We start from the raw sequence: 19,261 nt of genomic DNA on the forward strand, positions 1-19,261 counted from the left end.
ATGGGAAAAGTGACAGGATTTTTTGAATACGAAAGAGTTTCGCCTTCAAAACAAGCGCCTCAAGAGCGTTTAAAACATTACGATGAATTTGTTTCCTTGTTGCCATCTGATGAGTTGAATAAGCAATCAGGACGTTGTATGGATTGTGGAGTGCCTTTTTGCCAGTCGGGTTGCCCATTGGGTAATGTAATTCCAGAATTTAATGATGCCGTTTACCAAGGTAAATGGTTGCAAGCAGCGGAGATTTTGCTGAGTACAAATAATTTTCCAGAGTTTACAGGACGCATTTGCCCGGCGCCATGTGAAAGTGCGTGTGTATTGGGTATCAATAAGTCTCCAGTTTCTATTGAGGAAATTGAAAAGCATATCATTGAAATTGCTTTTGAAAAAGGTTATATCAAAGCTGATGCACCACTAATTCGTACCGGTAAAAAGGTTGCTGTGGTAGGTTCTGGGCCTGCTGGACTGGCTGCTGCCGCACAATTGAACAAGGCTGGCCACGAAGTGGTAGTTTTTGAGCGTGATGATGTGCCAGGAGGCTTACTACGTTATGGTATTCCAGATTTTAAACTACAAAAAGATGTAGTGGAAAGAAGGATCAAATTAATGGAAGAAGAGGGCGTTACTTTTCAATGTAATGCCAATGTGGGTGAAAACGTAGAAATAAGTACGTTGCTACGCGATTATCAGGCTATTGTGCTTGCGGGTGGTTCTACCATTCCTCGTGACTTACCTTTGCCGGGTCGTGAAGCTAAAGGTGTTCATTTTGCAATGGATTTCCTAAAACAGCAAAATAAACGTGTTGGTGGTCGCAAAGTGGAGGTTGAAGAGATTTTGGCTACAGATAAAAACGTTATTGTAATTGGTGGTGGTGATACGGGTTCCGATTGTATCGGTACTTCCAATCGCCATGGGGCTAAATCAGTTACACAATTTGAAATTATGCCTATGCCGCCTCAAATGCGTACTGCGCATATGCCTTGGCCAAGTTATCCGATGTTGTTGAAAGTGACGACTTCACATGAGGAAGGTGCGCAAAGAGCATGGTCGGTAAATACCAAAGAGTTTATCAAGGATGAAAACGGTAATTTAAAAGCATTGAAAGTGGTTAATGTGGAATGGGATATTGATGCTGCTACTGGTCGTCCTTTAGGTTTCAAAGAAGTTGAAGGAACTGAAAAGGAATATCCTTGCGAGTTGGTGCTATTGGCTATGGGTTTCTTGCATCCTCAAAAACAGGGCTTAATCGAAAAGTTAGGCGTTGATTTAGATGAAAGAGGTAATGTCAAAGCTATCGAAGGTCAGTATCAAACCAACATACCTAAAATTTTTGCCGCTGGCGATATGCGTAGAGGACAATCATTGGTGGTATGGGCTATATCCGAAGGTAGAGAAACCGCTAGAAAGGTAGACGAATACCTGATGGGTTTCAGCAAGTTGCCTTCTAAAGATGCGGTAGCATACGCATAAAGAATTTGCTTTTATACTTTTACAAACCAAGGTCCAGACGAATTTCGTTTGGGCCTTTTTTGAATTAATTACGCCCCTCTCTGCCTTCGGCATCTCTCCCCGTGGACGATAGAAGTGCTTTTGAAAGTTTGTATATTTTTCGTACCGGAGTTGCGGCAGCCGAGGTTCTGCGGCTTAAGGGAGATAGACTTACAAATATCTTGTAAATTCCTTAACCAGGAATATTATTTTTCATTAAAAAACTTGCCAACTCCAAATCCTCTGGGAAAGTGATTTTGATGTTGTTTCTGTTTCCTTCCACTAGGTTGATGGGAAATCCGGCTGCTTCAACTACGGAGGCATCATCGGTGAAAATAGGAGAGAAGGATTGTTGATAGGCGATACGTAGCTGTCCTAAATCGAAAGTCTGCGGTGTTTGAATAAGCACCAGCTTGTCGCGGTTTAAAATTTTACTTCCAGTAGCTTCAATTTCCCGTACAGAATCGCTTGGTTTAACCACAGGGATGGCATTGCCAACTTCTAAAGCGTGTTTGAATGTCGAAGTAATTAGGCTAGTATTTACTACCGGCCTAACAGCATCATGTATGGCAACCACGCCATCTTCTTTGATGGACATTAAGCCATTTCTTACAGAGTGAAAACGCTCTTTTCCTCCTTCAACTAAAGTATGCGGAATATTGAAATTGTATTTCTGACAAAGTTCCTTCCAATAGTCGTGATCGTCTTTTGAAAGTACTACGATAATTTCTGGCTGGACTTCGGAAAAATGAAAAGCCTGTAATGTATGCATCATCACAGGCTTTTCGTTAAGCAATAAAAATTGTTTGGCTACCGCAGTTTGCATCCTTTTACCCGATCCACCAGCGACAATTATTGCGTAAAATTTCATAATTATTAGTATTTAGCTAATAGTATTTAGTAATAGAACAGTTATAATGATAACTTATTTCTACGTTTTTTAGTATAATAAAGCACGCTAACTACTAAATACTTGTTTACTAAACTATATAATCAACATCGCATCTCCGTAGCTGTAGAAACGATATTTCTCTTTTACGGCTACTTCGTATGCATTCATGATATTTTCGTAACCACCAAAAGCTGATACCATCATCAATAAAGTAGACTCTGGTGTGTGGAAATTGGTGATCATTGAGTTTGCAATACTAAAATCGTAGGGAGGGAAGATGAACTTACTTGTCCAATCGTTAGCTGCCTTTAATGTTTTGTTTGCAGATACTGCAGATTCAATAGCACGCATTGAAGTAGTTCCAACGGCGCAAATTTTTCTTTTATCTTCGATTCCTTTGTTTACAATATCAGCATCTTTTTGCTCAATAATGAATTGCTCAGAATCCATTTTGTGTTTAGTTAAATCTTCCACTTCAACAGGGCGGAAAGTGCCCAAGCCAACGTGTAGGGTAACTTCCGCAAACTCCACACCTTTTAGCTCTAGGCGTTTCATTAATTCCCTACTAAAGTGTAAACCAGCAGTAGGAGCTGCTACAGCACCTTCGTGTTTTGCAAAAATGGTTTGGTAACGCTCTTTATCCTTTTCAGTAGCTTTACGCTTGATGTATTTAGGAAGTGGAGTTTCACCTAAAATTTCCACATTTCTTCTGAATTCTTCATCAGTTCCATCAAATAGGAAACGAATGGTACGACCACGAGAGGTGGTGTTATCTACAACTTCAGCAACTAATAAGTCATTATCACCGAAGTAAAGTTTATTGCCAACACGGATTTTACGAGCCGGATCAACCAACACATCCCATAAACGCAATTCTTTGTTCAATTCACGTAATAAAAATACTTCAATAGTAGCACCAGTTTTTTCCTTATTGCCGTACAAACGAGCTGGAAAAACTTTAGTGTTGTTAAGTATCATTACGTCTTTATCATCAAAATAACCCAACACATCTTTAAAGATTTTGTGTTCAATCTTGCCGGTGTCCTTGTGAACCACCATTAAACGAGCTTCGTCTCTTTCTTCAGCAGGATCGTTCGCTAGTAGCGAATCAGGTAAATTGAATTTGAATTGAGATAACTTCATATTTTCGGATATAGTAAATTAGGGCGCAAATTTATGAAATAAAATTTGGTTTTGGTAATTAAATGTCAGTCAAATACATGTAAGAATATGTAAGTGTAACTACATTTAGTTGTGCATTGTTTTATAGTAGTTATAAATAAAGAAAAAATACTTTACGCTTAGCTTAGATTGGTATCCTTACATGCAAATGGTTATGATTTTTTTGAATTTCGGTTATCGGGCATCATCTGCGTTTTGTCAGTCCTTAAAATTTTAAGAATCTGTTCCCGTACTTACCAAAGTATAGATTTACACCTAACGTAGTAATGACGAAACGCTTAAAAAAAACGGGCTTATTAGAAATAACGGAGATTCAATAATTTTTACTTTAACTGAACTAGGCTGTAACCTTTTTCATTACATTTGGTCTAACCGTTATGCTGCTAGTTTTTAGACTTATTGGAGAGAGTTTCAGATTTGCCTGGGATGCGCTTCGCCAAAATAAATTGCGTACATCGCTTTCTTTACTTGGAATTACCATTGGTATTTTCATTATCATAGCTGTGTTTACGGCGGTTGATACTATGCGCAATCAAATCCAATCTAGCGTAGATAAACTAGGATCGAACACCTTATTTGTACAAAAATGGCCTTGGATTTTCGGCGATAGCTATCCTTGGTGGAAATATATTAACCGTCCGGAACCATCTTACCGAGATTATTTAGCGCTAAAAGAAAGAATGGAAACCGCACAAGGTGTTTGTTTTGAAATTTCAGCCAGCAATCGTACGGTAAAGTACGGCAGTAGCTCGGTAGAGGGCATCAGTTTAAATGCAGCAACTTTTGAATACGATAAAACTTGGAATTTGGAGTTTGCCTCGGGCAGGTACTTTACGGAAAACGAAAGCCAGTCGGGGAGCCCGGTTTGTATTATGGGTGCTGAAGTAGCCGAGGGACTGTTTGGTAGCGCAGATCCGATTGGTAAACAGGTAAAAGTAATGGGAAGGCGGGTTACGGTGATAGGTGTTTTTAAGAAAGAAGGTGAGGATATGTTGGGCATGTCGCAGGATAAGAACGTACTGATTCCGATGTCGTTGGCAAGAGGTATTTTTGATGTAAGTAGTGAACGTTATAACCCTCAAGTAACGGTTAGGGGTAAGGAAAATATCAGTTTTGAAGAGGTTGAAGGTGAGCTAAAAGGGCAGATGCGGGCTATTAGAAGGATTAGCCCTGGACAAGAAGATGATTTTTCCCTCAATAAAACAACTATGCTCTCTAATCAGTTGGATATTATGTTTTCGGCAATTAACGTAGGTGGTTGGGTAATTGGTTTGTTTTCCATATTGGTAGGCGGTTTCGGTATTGCCAATATTATGTTCGTTTCAGTTAAAGAAAGGACAAATATCATCGGTATACAAAAATCCTTAGGGGCTAAAAATTACTTTATTTTATTTCAATTTATATTTGAAGCCATTGCCTTGTGTTTAATGGGTGGGCTATGTGGCTTATTTTTGGTATATGTAGGTGTGCTGCTAGTTTCTAACTTAACCGAATTTAAAGCAGCGCTATATTTTAGCAATGTGATGTTGGGAGTTGGTGTGTCGGTAGCTATTGGCATTATTTCTGGCTTTTGGCCTGCTTTTTCAGCGTCAAGGTTAGATCCGGTAGAAGCCATTAGAAGTTAGCACTTTACCAATTTGGTAACTAAGCCTGAGTAATTAAACGGGATAGAAGTGGTTAGCCCGCAATGTAGCGTAGCGTAATGAGGACTAAAAACGGATAGCCCGGCTGGCTGTAAATAGAAGCATTAGCTATGCTTTTCGAATAAAAAAAGCGCCCTGACATTAAATCACGGCGCTTTGTTATTTCTAACGGGTGCTGCTAGCTCAACTTGCCCAAAGCTTCTTTGATTCTTCTCAAAGCTTCTACCAAACTTTCGTCAGAAGCGGCGTAAGATAAACGGATGTAGTTGTCGTTACCGAAGCTGTCGCCGCCTACGGTAGCTACATGGCCAACATTTAAAAGATACAACGCTAAATCGCTTGAGTTTTTGATTACAATGCCGTCAGCATCTTTTTTACCGAAGAACGAGCTAATTTCTGGGAAGAAATAAAAAGCACCTTCAGGTAAGTTGGTTTTTACACCTGGAATATCTTTTAATAAGTCGTAAACCAATTGTCTGCGGCGGGCAAATGCTTTTTTCATTTCATTTACCGAATCTAAACCCTGCTCATAAGCTACGATACCAGCACGCTGTGCAATAGAACAAGTACCAGAGGTAGTTTGACCTTGTAGCTTATCGTTTGCAGCAGCAATTTCTTTGCTTGCAGCGATGTAACCTAGGCGCCATCCAGTCATAGCAAAGGCTTTAGAGAAACCATTAACAATGATTACGCGATCCTTAACGCTAGAGAATTGAGCAATAGATTCGTGTTTATCCACAAAATTGATGTGCTCGTAAATTTCATCTGATAGGATGAAGATATTAGGATGCTTTTCGAACACTTTTGCCAAAGCGGCCAGCTCATCTTTACTGTAAACGGTACCTGTTGGGTTATTTGGCGAAGAGAACATGAACAACTTACTTTTTGGAGTAATTGCCGCCTCTAACTGTTCAGGGGTAATTTTAAAATCACTCTCGATTGAAGTATTGATAAAAACAGACTTACCTTCGGCCAAGGTTACCATCTCTGAATACGAAACCCAGTATGGCGTAGGGATAATTACTTCATCGCCAGGATTAATTAAGGTAAGTATTACGTTAGAAAGTGATTGCTTAGCGCCTGTTGAAACCACAATTTGCGAAGCATCATAATCTAAATTGTTTTCAGTTTTAAGCTTGTTTACAATCGCTTGGCGCAGTTCTGGGTAGCCCGGTACTGGCGAGTAGCGTGTAAAGTTGTCGTCCAAAGCCTTTTTTGCAGCCTCTTTAACGTGGTTTGGTGTGTTAAAGTCTGGCTCGCCAACACTTAAACTAATTACATTTACGCCTTTTGCAGCTAACTCGCGACCCAATTTGGTCATTTTTAGCGTAGCTGATTCCGATAGGTTATTTATTCTGTCTGATAAAATACTCATGATTATTTTGTGAGATAGCAAATATAAAAACCTTATTTATAAAGCCCTAATAAAAGATGTCATTTTATGTTAATTGTGTAAGTTTAATTGGTTTTTATTGGAATTTTGACAATCTTTTTATCTATCGTTCGTTTTTTAAACAATTCACAAAAATCGGGTATTAAAGCGTTAGCTTTGCGGTTTAAATTCTATCGTTTTGACAAGTAATAAAAAGGCCATTTTATTGTCGCTTTGCGTAAGCATTTTATTGATGCTTGCAAAGTTTGTAGCATATTTCATTACCAATTCAAATGCTATTTTAACAGATGCTGCCGAGAGTATTGTAAATGTTTTGGCTAGTGGCTTTGCATTTTATAGTATTTACCTTGCTACGCTACCTAAAGATGAAAATCACCCGTATGGCCACGGAAAAGTAGAGTTTTTTTCTGCATTTGTGGAAGGAGTGCTCATTGGAATTGCCGGCTTTGTAATTTTGTCGAAATCCATTTACAGCTTGTTTAATGGCAATGAAGTATCGGATTTGTACAATGGAGCCTTGATTATTGGTGCTACAGGAGTGATTAACATGATGGTAGGTTTGTACCTTATTAGAACTGGTAAGGCGAACAAATCGCTCACACTGGAGGCTGATGGTAAGCATTTGCTAACTGATGCAGTGAGTAGTGCGGGTTTGGTTGCAGGGATTATTATAATTCAGCTCACCCAAATTTTATGGCTAGATAGTGTTATTTCCATTGGTTTGGGATTGTATATTGTTTTTAATGGCTACAAGCTTACTAGGCGCTCGGTAGGAGGGTTGATGGATGAAAGCAATTTGGAGCTCGTAAAAGGCGTGGTAGAGGTGTTGCAGGAAAATCGTCAGCCGAGTTGGATTGATATACACAATTTGAGAGCGCAGCAATACGGAGCAGATTTACACATTGATTGCCACGTTACTTTGCCTTATTATTTTGATTTAAACGCAGTACATAAAGAAATATCAGATATCGATCGCTTGATTAACCAATCGTTGGAGCATCGAACAGAGTTGTTTATTCATGCTGATCCGTGTTTGCCTGCTTGTTGTCATTACTGCAAAATGGCTAATTGCCCAGTACGTGCCGAAGCGTTTAGGGGAGAAATTAAATGGGATATGGAAAACGTCACTAAAAATCAAAAGCATTTTATTCAGTGAGTTATTTTAACATTAGAGTTTACGGTTTGCTAATTAACGAGCAAAATGAGTTATTGCTTAGCGATGAGTTTGCAGCTGGAATGCATTTTACGAAATTTCCTGGTGGTGGCTTGGAGTTTGGAGAGGGTTTGATTGACGGTTTGAAACGGGAGTTTATGGAGGAATGCGAAGCAGAGATAGAGGTGTTAAGCCATTTTTACACCACCGATTTTTTTGAAAAATCATCTTTCAACGACAGTCAGGTGTTGAGCGTTTATTACTTAGTGAAGCCTATAAAACCTTTAAACCTCAGCTTTAAAACTGCGCTTTTTGATTTTGATGAAGGGAAGGAACAAAGTTTCAGGTGGATCAAATTAGCGGATGTCACCGCAGATGATGTGACGTTTAGGACAGACAAAACGGTAGTTGATTTATTGAAAACCCATTTCAGCTCGAAGTAATTGTATGGAAAATCTTACGCCAGTATTTAGGGTAGTTCTTTTCTTTTTTTTATGTGTAATATGCTTGGTTCCCTTTGTTTGGCTGGCGGATATGAATGTGTTGCCTCCAGCTCAAAGCGAATTACTAGCGGATATGTCATCGGAGCTATGTATTGTGCTGGCTACTTTGGGCGGCTTGATGATGATGTTTCAGTTGTTTCCGTTTCTAAATTTTTATGCGGTATTTATTCGTGGTAAAGCTGCTTTTGCAGGGGCATTGAAAGGTACTTTACTTGGCGGTTTAGCGGTTACAGTGTGCTCAGTGGCGCTATATGTTAGCGGATTGGTGGTGTTTAAACCTCAAAACATTTTACCATTGATTTTTGCATTATACGTTGTTTACTACTTACTAATAGCGCTTACCGAAGAATTTTTGTTTAGGAGTTTTGTACTGCTGGCCTTTGCTGAGCGCTATGCGCTTTGGTTTGCCTGTTTTTTTAACGGTTTGTTGTTTATGTTGGTGCATGCCGCCAATCCTAACGTAAGCCCAATTGGTTTGGCAAATATTTTTTTGGTAGGGATGCTTTTTTGCATTTATACCTTACAAAAGCAAAATATTTTTTGGGCTGTAGGAATCCATTTTGGTTGGAACTTGGTACAGGGGTTGGTTTTCGGCTATCATGTGAGTGGAATTACAGTGCCTGGCATTTTACAGGCAAGCCCTCAAGGATTAAGCTACCTTTCTGGCGGTGGTTTTGGTATGGAAGGATCATTGTTTTGTACCGCTTTGTTAATTTGCTGGCTCGCTTGGCTAGTGATCAGAAAGGGGTGGGGAATAGTTGAGATTTCTGATCCCAAGCTTTTGGAAGAATTGATGGTAGAAGAGGGTGATCTTCAAAAAAAGATGAACCAAGATTAATGCTAAGAAGCTTAATGCAACCCAGCAAACAATAACGTTAATTAGCCAATTTTTAAGTAAAGATGTAGTAATGCCGCTAAAGAAGCACCAATAATTGGTCCTATCACCGGAATCCAAGCGTAAGGCCAATTGCTACTGCCTTTACCTTTCATTGGGATGATGCTGTGTACTATGCGTGGCCCCAAATCTCTAGCTGGATTTATAGCATAGCCAGTTGTACCTCCCAAGCTTAAACCAATTACCCAAACTAAAAAAGTAACTGGAAGTGCGCCAACGGAACCCAATCCAATTGGGGTTTTTTCATTCCCAAATTCGGCTCCGGTGATGTAGAAAATCACGAAAATTAAAACGAAAGTGCCTACAATCTCTGAAAACAGGTTAGATGTTTTATTTAAAATTGCTGGGCCAGTGGCAAACGGAGCAGCTTTCAAGCCTGCATCAGCGGTAGCATCAAAATGGTCTTTGTAGAAAATCCATACTAAAAAAGAGCCAGTCATAGCGCCACCTAATTGTGCTAAAATATAAAAAGGAACCTTTGCCCATTCAAACATATTCGCTATTGCCAAGGCTAAGGTAACTGCAGGATTTAAGTGAGCACCACTGTGAGGCCCGGCAACTACTACAGCTACAAAAACAGCCAAAGCCCACGCCGTTGTGATGACTATCCAGCCACTATTTTGACCTTTAGTGTCTTTTAATACCACGTTGGCTACCACGCCGTTACCTAAAAGGATCATGATAGCTGTAGCTATAAATTCTGCAATATAACTGTTCATTTTAGTTTGGTTATTTTTTGGTTTTGCAATGTTGTAGCATATCGTTAGCTAATTTAACGATTAGACACCTAATTATTCCGCATTTGCGATAGCTGCTTTCACTGCTTTTTTCCAGCCATCTATGCGTTTACTATTGTCTATATCTTTCTCAGCTATAAAGGTTTGGTCAATTTTCCATTGAGATTTGATCTCTTCGATATCCTTCCAAAATCCAGTAGCTAAACCGGCCAAATATGCTGCGCCAATGGCCGTCACTTCGGTTACAACCGGTCTAATCACTTTACTTTTTAATAAATCAGCTTGAAACTGCATTAATAAGTTGTTCGCCGTTGCGCCGCCATCCACTCTTAATTCCGCAATTTCTGTATCTGCATCAGCTTGCATGGCATTTAACACATCCATAGTTTGGTAGGCAATACTTTCTATGGCTGCCCTTGCAATATGTGCTTTGTTAGTCCCTCTGGTTATACCTGTAATGGTTCCTCTCGCTTCCTGATTCCAGTAGGGGGCGCCCAGTCCTGCAAATGCCGGTACAATATAAACACCTTGCGTATCGCTTACTTGTGTAGCTAATTTCTCTACATCGGCAGATTTTTGAATAATGCCAAGTTCATCTCGAAGCCATTGTACAATAGCGCCAGCTATAAAAATACTGCCCTCTAAAGCATAGTTCACTTTTCCGTTGATTTTCCATGCTATGGTGGTCAATAAATTATTTGATGATGTTTTAGCTTGCTCTCCAATGTTCATTAGCATGAAGCAACCTGTGCCGTAAGTATTTTTTACCATGCCAGGTTCAGTACACATTTGACCAAACAAAGCTGATTGCTGATCGCCGGCTATACCCGCTATTGGAAGTTGCACTGCCAGAATGTTGCCCGCTGTATGACCATAAACTTCACTTGATGATTTCACCTCAGGCAACATCGAACTTGGAATGCCAAACAAATCCAAAAGCTCTTGGTCCCAAGATAATTCGTGAATATTGTAAATCATGGTTCTAGAGGCGTTGCTAACATCGGTTACGTGAACTTTTCCGCCGGTTAAATTCCAAATTAACCAGCTGTCTATGGTTCCGAAAGCCAGCTCGCCCTTGTCCGCTTTTTCCCTTGCACCATCTACATTTTCCAACATCCATTTCACTTTGGTTGCAGAAAAATAGGAGTCGATGATTAAGCCAGTTTTATCTTGGATCTTTTTTGCTAAACCTTGTTTTTTGATTTCATTGCAGTAGCTTGATGTCCTCCTATCTTGCCAAACTATCGCATTATGGATAGGTTTTCCCGTGTTGCGATCCCAAACCACAGTAGTTTCGCGTTGGTTGGTAATCCCTATGGCGTCAATATCTTTAGCGTTTAAACTGGCCTTTGCAATTACTTCAGTAGCTACCGCCAGTTGTGTCGACCAAATTTCACTTGGATTGTGCTCAACCCAACCAGCTTGCGGATAAATCTGGGTAAATTCTTTCTGTGCTATTGCTACAATTTCTCCCGAATGGTCGAAAATAATAGCACGCGAACTTGTAGTCCCTTGATCTAGAGATAAAATGTACTTGCTCATAGCTGTTTATATTTGGCCGAAGCTACTAAACTGCAAGTGCAGCTTGTTCTTCTACTTTGTTTTTCGTTTTGTAAGTATAACCTTCCGCTAATTTAGTAAAAGATTTCACTTGTTCTTCTTCCCATTGTTTGGTAGCGCCTGTTTCTTTCGCCATAATTGCTGCTACAGTACTGCTCATTTCAATGGCGGCTTCCGCATCAATAATTAGTATCCTCATGCGTCTGCTCAAAATATCCTCAACTGTTTCGGCCATTTCATTTCTAACGCTCCAAACTACTTCTGCCTGTGTATGAGGAAAATTAGGATGTAGTTTTTCTTTCAACTGCGGATTTTCCAGCATCAGCTTTTCAATTGCATTTCTGTCTGATCCGTAAATATTAAGATAGCTATCTCCAGTATTATTTTGGCAACCATGTACCGGTAATTTTTCGGTAGGGCAGGCCGTAAAGTTTAATCCACCTTCTTTAATGGCTAAGTCAACTGTTTCTTCGGCCATCCGGCGATAAGTTGTCCATTTACCACCAGTAATTGTAATTAAGCCTTTAGCTGATACCATTAATTTGTGATCTCTACTGATTTCCTTGGTGCTATTTGGATTGCTATCGCTCGGCGCTGCCAAAGGCCTAAGTCCCGAGAAAACACTCAAAATGTCTGCTTCCGTTGGCTTTGTTTTAAAATAAGTGCCAGCAGTATTTAAGATAAAATTGGTTTCTTCTTTCAAGGCCCTAGGCTCTAAGCTGTGTTCGTTCAAAGGGGTATCGGTAGTTCCAACTAGCAAATGATCATGCCATTGCACTGCAAAAAGTACCCTGCCATCTGAGGTTTTTGGAATCATCAGTGCCGAATTACTGTTTAAGAACTCCTTTTTAAGTACAATGTGCACACCCTGACTAGGTCTTACGGTTTTCTTCGCTTTCGAATCGTTCATTTTCAAAATGTCGTCAACAAAAACTCCTGTGGCATTAATAATTACCTTGCCGTAAAAGCTGTAACTTTCGTTGGTGATGCAGTCGGTTGCGCTAACGCCTTTTACTGTTTCGCCATCCTTAATTAAGTTGGTTACTTTCATATAGTTTACCAGCTTCGCTCCCTGTTCCTTAGCTGTTTGTGCAATGTTTATCGCTAATCTTGCATCGTCAAACCTTCCATCAAAATACCTGATAGCACCTTTTAAGCCCTTCTCTTTTATTCCGGGCATGGTTTTCAGTGTTTCTTTTTTAGAGAAATATTTTGAAGTGCCAAAACTGAAGCGGCCAGCTAACCAATCGTAAAGTTTTAAGCCAATAAGATATTTTGCGACAGAAAACCAATCGTAGCAAGGAATGATGAACTCTTCTTTATGCACTAAATGAGCTGCATTTTTTTGCATTAAACCGCGTTCTTTCAAAGCGTGTTTCACTAATGCAATATCACCTTGCGCTAAATATCTTACACCGCCGTGCACCAGTTTTGTACTTCTGCTTGATGTACCTTTAGCGTAATCGGCCTGTTCAATTAGTAATGTTTTTAGTCCTCTGCTCGCCGCATCTAAAGCTGTACCCAATCCTGTGGCACCTCCGCCTATGATGATTATATCCCATTCGGACTTATCTATTAAGTTATGATTATGAATTCTCTGCATAATTAAATGTAATAAAACGAAACAATAAGCAATTATACGTAATACAATTCGAAATATTTGAAATTTATTCGAAATATTTTAATTAAGTAAATATGGATTGCGTTTTTATATTAATTGTTAACTTGCGATTAAATATGAACGCTATGAGTATGACACTTGCCGAGAGGCATCAATTTATTCTAAATCGTATACAGCAAGATCAATATATCAACGTTGTTGAGCTATGTAAAGAGTTGAAGGTTTCTTCGGTAACTATTAGAAAGGATTTAAAGCTTTTAGAAGATAAACACTTGCTTTTTAGAACGCATGGTGGTGCAACATTGAACAACCCATACACTGTAGATAGGCCCGTTACTGAAAAGGAAAAGATCCAGTCTGCGGAAAAGAATAAAATAGGAATGGCTGCAGCTAAGTTGCTGAAAGCTAACGACTCCATTGTGGTGGCTTCTGGAACTACCTTGCTTTATTTTGCAAAAAATGTTCCCTCAGGTTTAAATCTAACGGTGGTTACCTCATCTTTAATTATATCGATGGAATTTTTAAGGGCGCCAGAGGTGGAAGTGATTCAGTTAGGTGGGCTATTAAGAAAAAGTTCTTCGTCTGTGATGGGTTCTTACGCAGAGCAGGTGCTTTCGGATTTTTACTTTAATACTTTGTTTTTAGGGGTTGATGGTATAGACTTGGAGCATGGTTTTACCACTACTAATGCAATGGAGGCGCATCTGAACCGTCAAATGATTAAAGTTTCGCAAAAAGTAGTGGTGCTTGCGGATTCAACTAAGTTTGGTAAACGAGGTTTCGGCAAAATCTGCGGTTTTGAAGATGTAGATCAAATCATTACCGATAAAGGGATATCGCAACAAATGATTAACCATTTGGAAGGGCTTGGTATTACGGTTACTATAGTTTAGTTTTTTGCAATAAACAAATATGAGGCACGAGTTTTCGTGCCTTTTTTGTTTCGTTTCGTTTTGTGTTGCAATCTTTTTCCAATATCCTGTTTTATTTTTATCGCCTCAAACCGTGTTAAATACCCTTTTAGTGCAAATAATTAAAGGTTTATTTTGATAAATGTGAAATTATTTTTAGTTTCACTTTGTTTTGTATTATACTTGTAATTCATTTAATGATGCAAAATTAAATGAATTGTAATTGCGAATTGTTTCATATAGTTAATGTTTAGTTAATATTCATTTAACACAAGCAGGGTACTTTTGCGACAATTCGGGAAAATTATAATTAGAAACTAGTAAATAACCCGATATAAATTAATTATGAACAAAACAATTACTAAAAGGGCAGGCATGTTACAACATGCTCCGGAGTGTGCCAGCATTCCGAAACCGCAACTTTCTGTAATGAGTAACCTGAAAAGGCTAGCGTTGAGAAATGTAGGAAGTATTGCATTTCTATTGGCGTTGTTCCTGCAGGTTTTGCCATTGCAAGATGTAGTTGCTCAAACGCAATCACAAAACATTACAGTTAAAGGTAGGGTGGTAGATGACAGTGATAACAGCGGTGTGCCGGGGGTAAGTATTGCCGATAACAACAAAAAGGTATTAGGCCTTACTGATGTGAACGGTGGCTTTACCATCACTATCGCTAAAGGTACCACTGTTAACTTTACGATGATTGGTTACGCTGTAGTTAGCAGAACTTTTTCTGCCGCTCAAACCGATGTTGCTATCAGGCTAAAATCCTCTACTAATGAATTAAACACGGTTGTGGTTACGGCATTAGGTATTAAAAGAGAGCAAAAAGCACTTGGATACGCAGTGACAACAGTTGATAGTACTCAAATTACCAACGCGGTAGCAAGTAACTGGACAGATGCACTTTCTGGTAAGGTTGCTGGTTTAAACTTGGTACGTAACGGAGGGCCTGCAGGCTCTAACAAAATCATATTACGTGGTGAGAATAACTTGACTGGTGATAATGAGGCTTTGATTGTAATTGATGGGGTAGTAGCTAGTAGTAGTTCTAGACGTACTGCTGCAACAGGCGGTGGCGTTTATGGTACTTCTGGTGATATTATGCCTGCGGATTTTGGTAGTGGTCTAAACGACTTAAATCCTGATGATATTGAAAGTGTAAGTGTTTTAAAAGGCCCTGCTGCATCAGCACTTTATGGTCAACGTGGTGCAAATGGAGCTATCATTATCACTACAAAATCAGCAAGTAAAGATAAAAAGACTTTAGGGATAACTTTTACATCTAACAGTACTTGGGAAGATATTAACCGTAGGCCAGATAGACAAAGCGAATATGGGCAAGGCCAGTTTGGTGTATCCTACTTTTCATATGGTGCAACGGCTGACGGCGCTAGTACAAATGCTACAAGTGCATCGTGGGGAGCACCTTTTACACCTGGTGCAATGTTTTACCAATATGATCCAGCTACACAAGCTAGAGGTTTGGAAAGAACTCCTTGGGTAGCTTACGGAGATCCGATAGACGCATTTTTTATTACAGGATTTCAGTCGAATAACTCAGTGAGTTTAGATGGTACCTATAAAAAAGTGGGTATGAGGTTATCGGCAAGTCATGGAAGTAACGAGTGGATTGTACCTAACACTGGTTTAGAAAGAACTACCGTAGCTTTTAATGCTAACACTAACTTAACTAAAAAATTAAGCATCAATATTAAAGCACAGTACAGCAACAGAAATAGTGATAACTTACCAGCTACGGGTTATGGTAACCAATCATTAATGTACTGGTTCATGTTTGCTCAACCAAACGTAAATACGGATTGGTATAGAGATTATTGGGTAAGAGGCCAGGAATTGAGAAGATTGGTGAATATTACTACTACCAACCCTGAAAGTCCTTATGCAATCTCTGACCTTTATTTAAATGGCCAGCGCAGAAATGGTTGGTTAGGTAATATCCAAGCAAACTATAAATTCACTAAAGAGTTGAGTTTAATGGTTAGAGCTTCTGGCGACTTTAACAAAGATGTTCGTGAAACCAGACGTCCTTGGGATGCTTCAGGTAATAGATTTGCACAAGGTTCATACCGTGTAAATAACATTCGTTCTTACGAAATCAACGCCGATTTCATGTTGAAATATGAAAAGAAGGTTTCAAAAGATTTTAATGTAGCAGCAAGTTTTGGCGGAAGTCAAATGCGCAATGAATATAATAGGTTAGAAGTGAGAGCTGATGGATTGGTTGAGCCTGGAGTATACATGCTAAGCAACAACCAAAATCCACTAATTTACGTTCCGGATACAGCTAGGTACAGGATCAACAGTTTATATGCTACTGCATCGTTGTCTTATAAAAACTACTTATTCATAGATTTAACTGGTCGTCAAGATTGGAATAGTACATTAGCAACATTAACTAGAAAGGACAATGTAGGTTTCTTCTATCCTTCTGCTAGTTTATCTTTTGTAGCTTCTGATTATTGGACACTTCCAAAAACAATCAGCTTTGCTAAACTAAGAGCTTCATTAGCTCAAGTAGGTAGTGGTAGCACAACTCCTTACCGTACGGTATATAATTATTTAATTGCTGCTGATGGTGTTTATCCTGATGGGGCAATGACTAATCCAACCGTTCTGCCAAATCCTGACCTAAAACCTTTGATTACAACAACCGTAGAAGTTGGTTTAGATTTGAAGTTATTTAAAAACAGGTTAAACTTCGATTTAGCAATGTATGCTGGTAACACAAAAAATCAAATCTTAAATCGTATCGTTGATCGTTCTACAGGTTATAACGTAGGTGTGTTTAACGTAGGTAGGGTTGATAATAAAGGTATAGAGTTAGCGGTAAACGGAACACCGATCAAAAGCAAAAACTTCTCTTGGACATTGAACGGTACGTTCACTGCAAACAGAAATAAAATTAAAGAGCTTGCAGATACTTCTGTAGTATTAAGAACAGGAGCATTGGGCGGTGGGCAAGTAGTTGCCACTGTTGGAGGTAGCATGGGTGATATGTATGGTAGAGGTTTCTTAAGATCTCCAGATGGACAAATCGTTTTTGACGCTACTACAGGTTATGCAAGGCCAACTGCTGATCTTATCTACTTGGGTAATACTATCCCTCAATTTAGATTCAGTTTTGGTACTGGTATGAGCTACAAACAAATCAGTATGAATGTGTTGTTCGATGCGCAATTTGGTGCGGTTGGACATTCACTGACATTCTCTCGTATGGCATCATTGGGTAAACTTAAATTAACCTTGCCAGGCCGATACAATGGTGTAATTGGTCAGGGTGTAATACAAAATGCTGATGGTAGCTATCGTCCTAACGATGTAGTGGCTACTAACTTAGAAAGTTACTATACCGCACTTTATGGATCTGATCAAGCTGAAGGAAGTATTTTCAGAACTGATTACTTAAAGTTCAGAGAAGCGAATATTACTTATGCTTTTAACAAAAGGTTCTTAAAAAGAATTGGCTTTAATAAGTTAACAATTGGTGCCTTTGGCCGTGATTTGTTTATCTGGTCACCATGGCCAGCATTCGATCCTGAGTTCGGTACCTTGGCAGGTTCTGATATTCAACAAGGTTTCGAAACAGGTCAATTGCCTTCCACAAGGACAATGGGAGTTCGTTTAGTTGTAGGTATCTAATATTAAGGATATGAAAAAGAATAATAAAATAACGATATATGCCTTATTAGCGATCATTGGTTTTAATACTTCATGTACTAAAGATTTTAATGAAGTAAATACCGATCCAATAGGTAAATCAGAGGTGGAAGCCTATCAATTGATGACATTTCCACTGGTTAATGTATTAAATGCAAATTTAGTTCGTAACCGCAACTTCAATAATGAGTTGATGCAGGTTACTGTAGATAGGAATGATGCAGAGGGAAGGGTTTTTAGATATGATGTAAGAAGAACTTGGGCCGACTTGACATGGAATGCCTGGTATGTGAACTTAACTGACTTAAAGGATATGTACAGTGTAGCCAGCGATCCAGCAAAGGCTAACAAGACCTATCAAGGAGTTCCGTTGTTAAACAAATCTTACCAGGGAATTTCATTAATTACTCAAAGTTGGGTTTATTCGCTATTGACAGATACATATGGTGATGTGCCTTACTCAGAAGCAAATGACGGGAAGGATGGGAATTATCAGCCAAAATTCGATAGACAGAAGGATATCTATTTGGATATGTTCCAAAAATTGGAAACTGCAAATAACTTGCTTAAAGATGGTACAATCATTCTTTCAACTAGTGATCCTGTATTTAAAGGGGATGTAGCTAAATGGAGAAGACTTGGAAATTCTCTTTATCTACGCCTATTGCTTCGTGTATCTGGTAAAGCCGAGATAGCAAGTATAGCAATTGCTAAAATTAAGGAGATGGTGGACACTAATCCAGCAAACTACCCAATAATGGAGAACAATACCCACACAGCAAGAATACTATGGAATGGTACCAATAGTACAACAGCTGCTTTCTCTTCACCATTAATGGCAGGAGTTAGACCGGTGGATTTTAGAAGCCCAGGTATTGCAGAGTTTTTTATCAATAACTTGGTGGTGTGGAATGATCCACGTATCCAAGCGGCTTACGGTCGTAGTGGCGTTAACCGTTTTGGTATACGTCCAGGAACAAGTGGTTACGTAGGTATTCCAAGTGGATATGCTCCAGGTACAGCGGTAAATGTTGAATCTAGGTTTTATTCTGAAGGCGAAACCAATAGTCCATTAACGTTACAAACAGATGCTAATACCGGTATTATAATGAATTGTGCTGAAGTTGATTTTATTTTGGCAGAAGCTGCTGCAAAAGGATGGATTAACGGTTCGGCTCAAAACTACTACTATAAAGGTATAGCTGATGCCATCAACTACTGGATTCCAACAATCATGACCGGTGGTGCAACAGATCCAATGGTATTAAGCTATGTTGATGCTGCGGATATTGAATGGAATAACGCCTTGCCTTTGTCGAATCAGACACCGGGAGCATTAAGTAAGATGTTACTAATTCATCAGCAAAAATACTATGCGTTATTTTTAGTTGACTTTCAACAATGGTTTGAGTACAGAAGAACTTCTTATCCAATTATACCTAAAGGAGCAGGATTGGCCAATGGCGGCCGTATGCCAGCTCGTTTAAATTATCCATTAGTTACACAATCAACTAACCCAAGTAGTTATAAGGATGCCGTAGCAGCACAAGGTGCCGACGATATCAATACCTTAGTTTGGTGGCAAAAACCATAATATTTATT

The 19,261-nt window shown here is 39.2% G+C and carries 14 protein-coding genes; 8 read left to right on the forward strand and 6 right to left on the reverse strand.

The features are described 5' to 3' along the window. On the forward strand, positions 1–1,470 hold the full coding sequence (locus DUT68_RS00310) for a glutamate synthase subunit beta (protein ID WP_113634712.1): 1,470 nt from the start codon (positions 1–3) through the stop codon (positions 1,468–1,470). 211 nt (positions 1,471–1,681) lie between these two features. On the opposite strand, the gene DUT68_RS00315 is transcribed toward DUT68_RS00310, so the two are convergent. Both DUT68_RS00315 and queA read right to left on the reverse strand, forming a co-directional pair. Beyond that, positions 1,682–2,359, reverse strand: coding sequence for a 2-C-methyl-D-erythritol 4-phosphate cytidylyltransferase (locus tag DUT68_RS00315; RefSeq protein WP_113634714.1), 678 nt, complete (start codon positions 2,357–2,359; stop codon positions 1,682–1,684). Between the two features lie 114 nt (positions 2,360–2,473). Continuing rightward, positions 2,474–3,523, reverse strand: a complete 1,050-nt coding sequence (queA, locus tag DUT68_RS00320) for a tRNA preQ1(34) S-adenosylmethionine ribosyltransferase-isomerase QueA (RefSeq protein WP_113634716.1) — start codon at positions 3,521–3,523, stop codon at positions 2,474–2,476. A 419-nt stretch (positions 3,524–3,942) separates the two neighbouring features. Between queA and DUT68_RS00325 the strand changes: the two genes are divergently transcribed. Beyond that, entirely contained in the window at positions 3,943–5,187 is a 1,245-nt protein-coding gene (locus tag DUT68_RS00325; protein WP_198659518.1) for an ABC transporter permease, read from the forward strand. 196 nt (positions 5,188–5,383) lie between these two features. On the opposite strand, the gene DUT68_RS00330 is transcribed toward DUT68_RS00325, so the two are convergent. Continuing rightward, entirely contained in the window at positions 5,384–6,580 is a 1,197-nt protein-coding gene (locus DUT68_RS00330) for a pyridoxal phosphate-dependent aminotransferase (RefSeq protein WP_198659507.1), read from the reverse strand. 196 nt (positions 6,581–6,776) lie between these two features. On the opposite strand from DUT68_RS00330, the gene DUT68_RS00335 reads away from it, so the two are divergent. From DUT68_RS00335 to DUT68_RS00345, 3 genes are read left to right on the forward strand one after another with little or no spacing between them, the layout of a single operon-like run. Beyond that, positions 6,777–7,754, forward strand: coding sequence for a cation diffusion facilitator family transporter (locus DUT68_RS00335; protein WP_113634720.1), 978 nt, complete (start codon positions 6,777–6,779; stop codon positions 7,752–7,754). Next, positions 7,751–8,194 (forward strand): NUDIX domain-containing protein, encoded by a 444-nt coding sequence (locus DUT68_RS00340; RefSeq protein ID WP_113634722.1) that lies wholly within the window; start codon positions 7,751–7,753, stop codon positions 8,192–8,194. Before DUT68_RS00335 ends, DUT68_RS00340 begins: the two co-directional genes overlap by 4 nt. A 4-nt stretch (positions 8,195–8,198) precedes the next feature. Beyond that, positions 8,199–9,092 (forward strand): CPBP family intramembrane glutamic endopeptidase, encoded by an 894-nt coding sequence (locus DUT68_RS00345; RefSeq protein ID WP_113634724.1) that lies wholly within the window; start codon positions 8,199–8,201, stop codon positions 9,090–9,092. A gap of 41 nt (positions 9,093–9,133) precedes the next feature. On the opposite strand, the gene DUT68_RS00350 is transcribed toward DUT68_RS00345, so the two are convergent. From DUT68_RS00350 to DUT68_RS00360, 3 genes are all read right to left on the reverse strand, one after another. Continuing rightward, complete coding sequence (locus DUT68_RS00350) at positions 9,134–9,868, reverse strand: MIP/aquaporin family protein (protein WP_113634725.1); 735 nt, start codon at positions 9,866–9,868, stop codon at positions 9,134–9,136. A gap of 72 nt (positions 9,869–9,940) precedes the next feature. After that, positions 9,941–11,428, reverse strand: a complete 1,488-nt coding sequence (gene glpK, locus DUT68_RS00355) for a glycerol kinase GlpK (RefSeq protein WP_113634727.1) — start codon at positions 11,426–11,428, stop codon at positions 9,941–9,943. A gap of 25 nt (positions 11,429–11,453) precedes the next feature. Next, positions 11,454–13,049 carry a glycerol-3-phosphate dehydrogenase/oxidase gene (locus DUT68_RS00360; protein WP_113634728.1) on the reverse strand — a complete coding sequence of 532 codons (1,596 nt, stop codon included), beginning with the start codon at positions 13,047–13,049 and terminating at the stop codon, positions 11,454–11,456. Positions 13,050–13,198: 149 nt separating this feature from the next. Here DUT68_RS00360 and DUT68_RS00365 point away from each other — a divergent pair, with 149 nt between their 5' ends. The 3 genes from DUT68_RS00365 (at position 13,199) to DUT68_RS00375 (ending at position 19,253) form a co-directional block, all read left to right on the forward strand. Then, complete coding sequence (locus tag DUT68_RS00365; RefSeq protein WP_113634730.1) at positions 13,199–13,960, forward strand: DeoR/GlpR family DNA-binding transcription regulator; 762 nt, start codon at positions 13,199–13,201, stop codon at positions 13,958–13,960. 363 nt (positions 13,961–14,323) lie between these two features. Continuing rightward, the gene (locus DUT68_RS00370; protein WP_237088222.1) at positions 14,324–17,641 is read left to right on the forward strand and encodes a SusC/RagA family TonB-linked outer membrane protein; all 3,318 of its coding nucleotides are present in this window, start codon (positions 14,324–14,326) and stop codon (positions 17,639–17,641) included. A 10-nt stretch (positions 17,642–17,651) separates the two neighbouring features. Further along, entirely contained in the window at positions 17,652–19,253 is a 1,602-nt protein-coding gene (locus DUT68_RS00375; protein ID WP_113634732.1) for a SusD/RagB family nutrient-binding outer membrane lipoprotein, read from the forward strand. Positions 19,254–19,261 lie beyond the last annotated feature (8 nt).

It is taken from the genome of Pedobacter zeaxanthinifaciens, assembly GCF_003313335.1.
Classification (GTDB): Bacteria; Bacteroidota; Bacteroidia; order Sphingobacteriales; family Sphingobacteriaceae; genus Pedobacter; species Pedobacter zeaxanthinifaciens.

Coding starts and splice junctions, on each gene's coding strand:
- DUT68_RS00375 (WP_113634732.1), top strand. CDS start 17,652: ATGAAAAAGAATAATAAAATAACGATATATGCCTTATTAGCGATCATT.
- DUT68_RS00350 (WP_113634725.1), bottom strand. CDS start 9,868: ATGAACAGTTATATTGCAGAATTTATAGCTACAGCTATCATGATCCTT.
- DUT68_RS00330 (WP_198659507.1), bottom strand. CDS start 6,580: ATGAGTATTTTATCAGACAGAATAAATAACCTATCGGAATCAGCTACG.
- DUT68_RS00370 (WP_237088222.1), top strand. CDS start 14,324: ATGAACAAAACAATTACTAAAAGGGCAGGCATGTTACAACATGCTCCG.
- queA (WP_113634716.1), bottom strand. CDS start 3,523: ATGAAGTTATCTCAATTCAAATTCAATTTACCTGATTCGCTACTAGCG.
- DUT68_RS00345 (WP_113634724.1), top strand. CDS start 8,199: ATGGAAAATCTTACGCCAGTATTTAGGGTAGTTCTTTTCTTTTTTTTA.
- DUT68_RS00365 (WP_113634730.1), top strand. CDS start 13,199: ATGACACTTGCCGAGAGGCATCAATTTATTCTAAATCGTATACAGCAA.
- DUT68_RS00315 (WP_113634714.1), bottom strand. CDS start 2,359: ATGAAATTTTACGCAATAATTGTCGCTGGTGGATCGGGTAAAAGGATG.
- glpK (WP_113634727.1), bottom strand. CDS start 11,428: ATGAGCAAGTACATTTTATCTCTAGATCAAGGGACTACAAGTTCGCGT.
- DUT68_RS00360 (WP_113634728.1), bottom strand. CDS start 13,049: ATGCAGAGAATTCATAATCATAACTTAATAGATAAGTCCGAATGGGAT.
- DUT68_RS00310 (WP_113634712.1), top strand. CDS start 1: ATGGGAAAAGTGACAGGATTTTTTGAATACGAAAGAGTTTCGCCTTCA.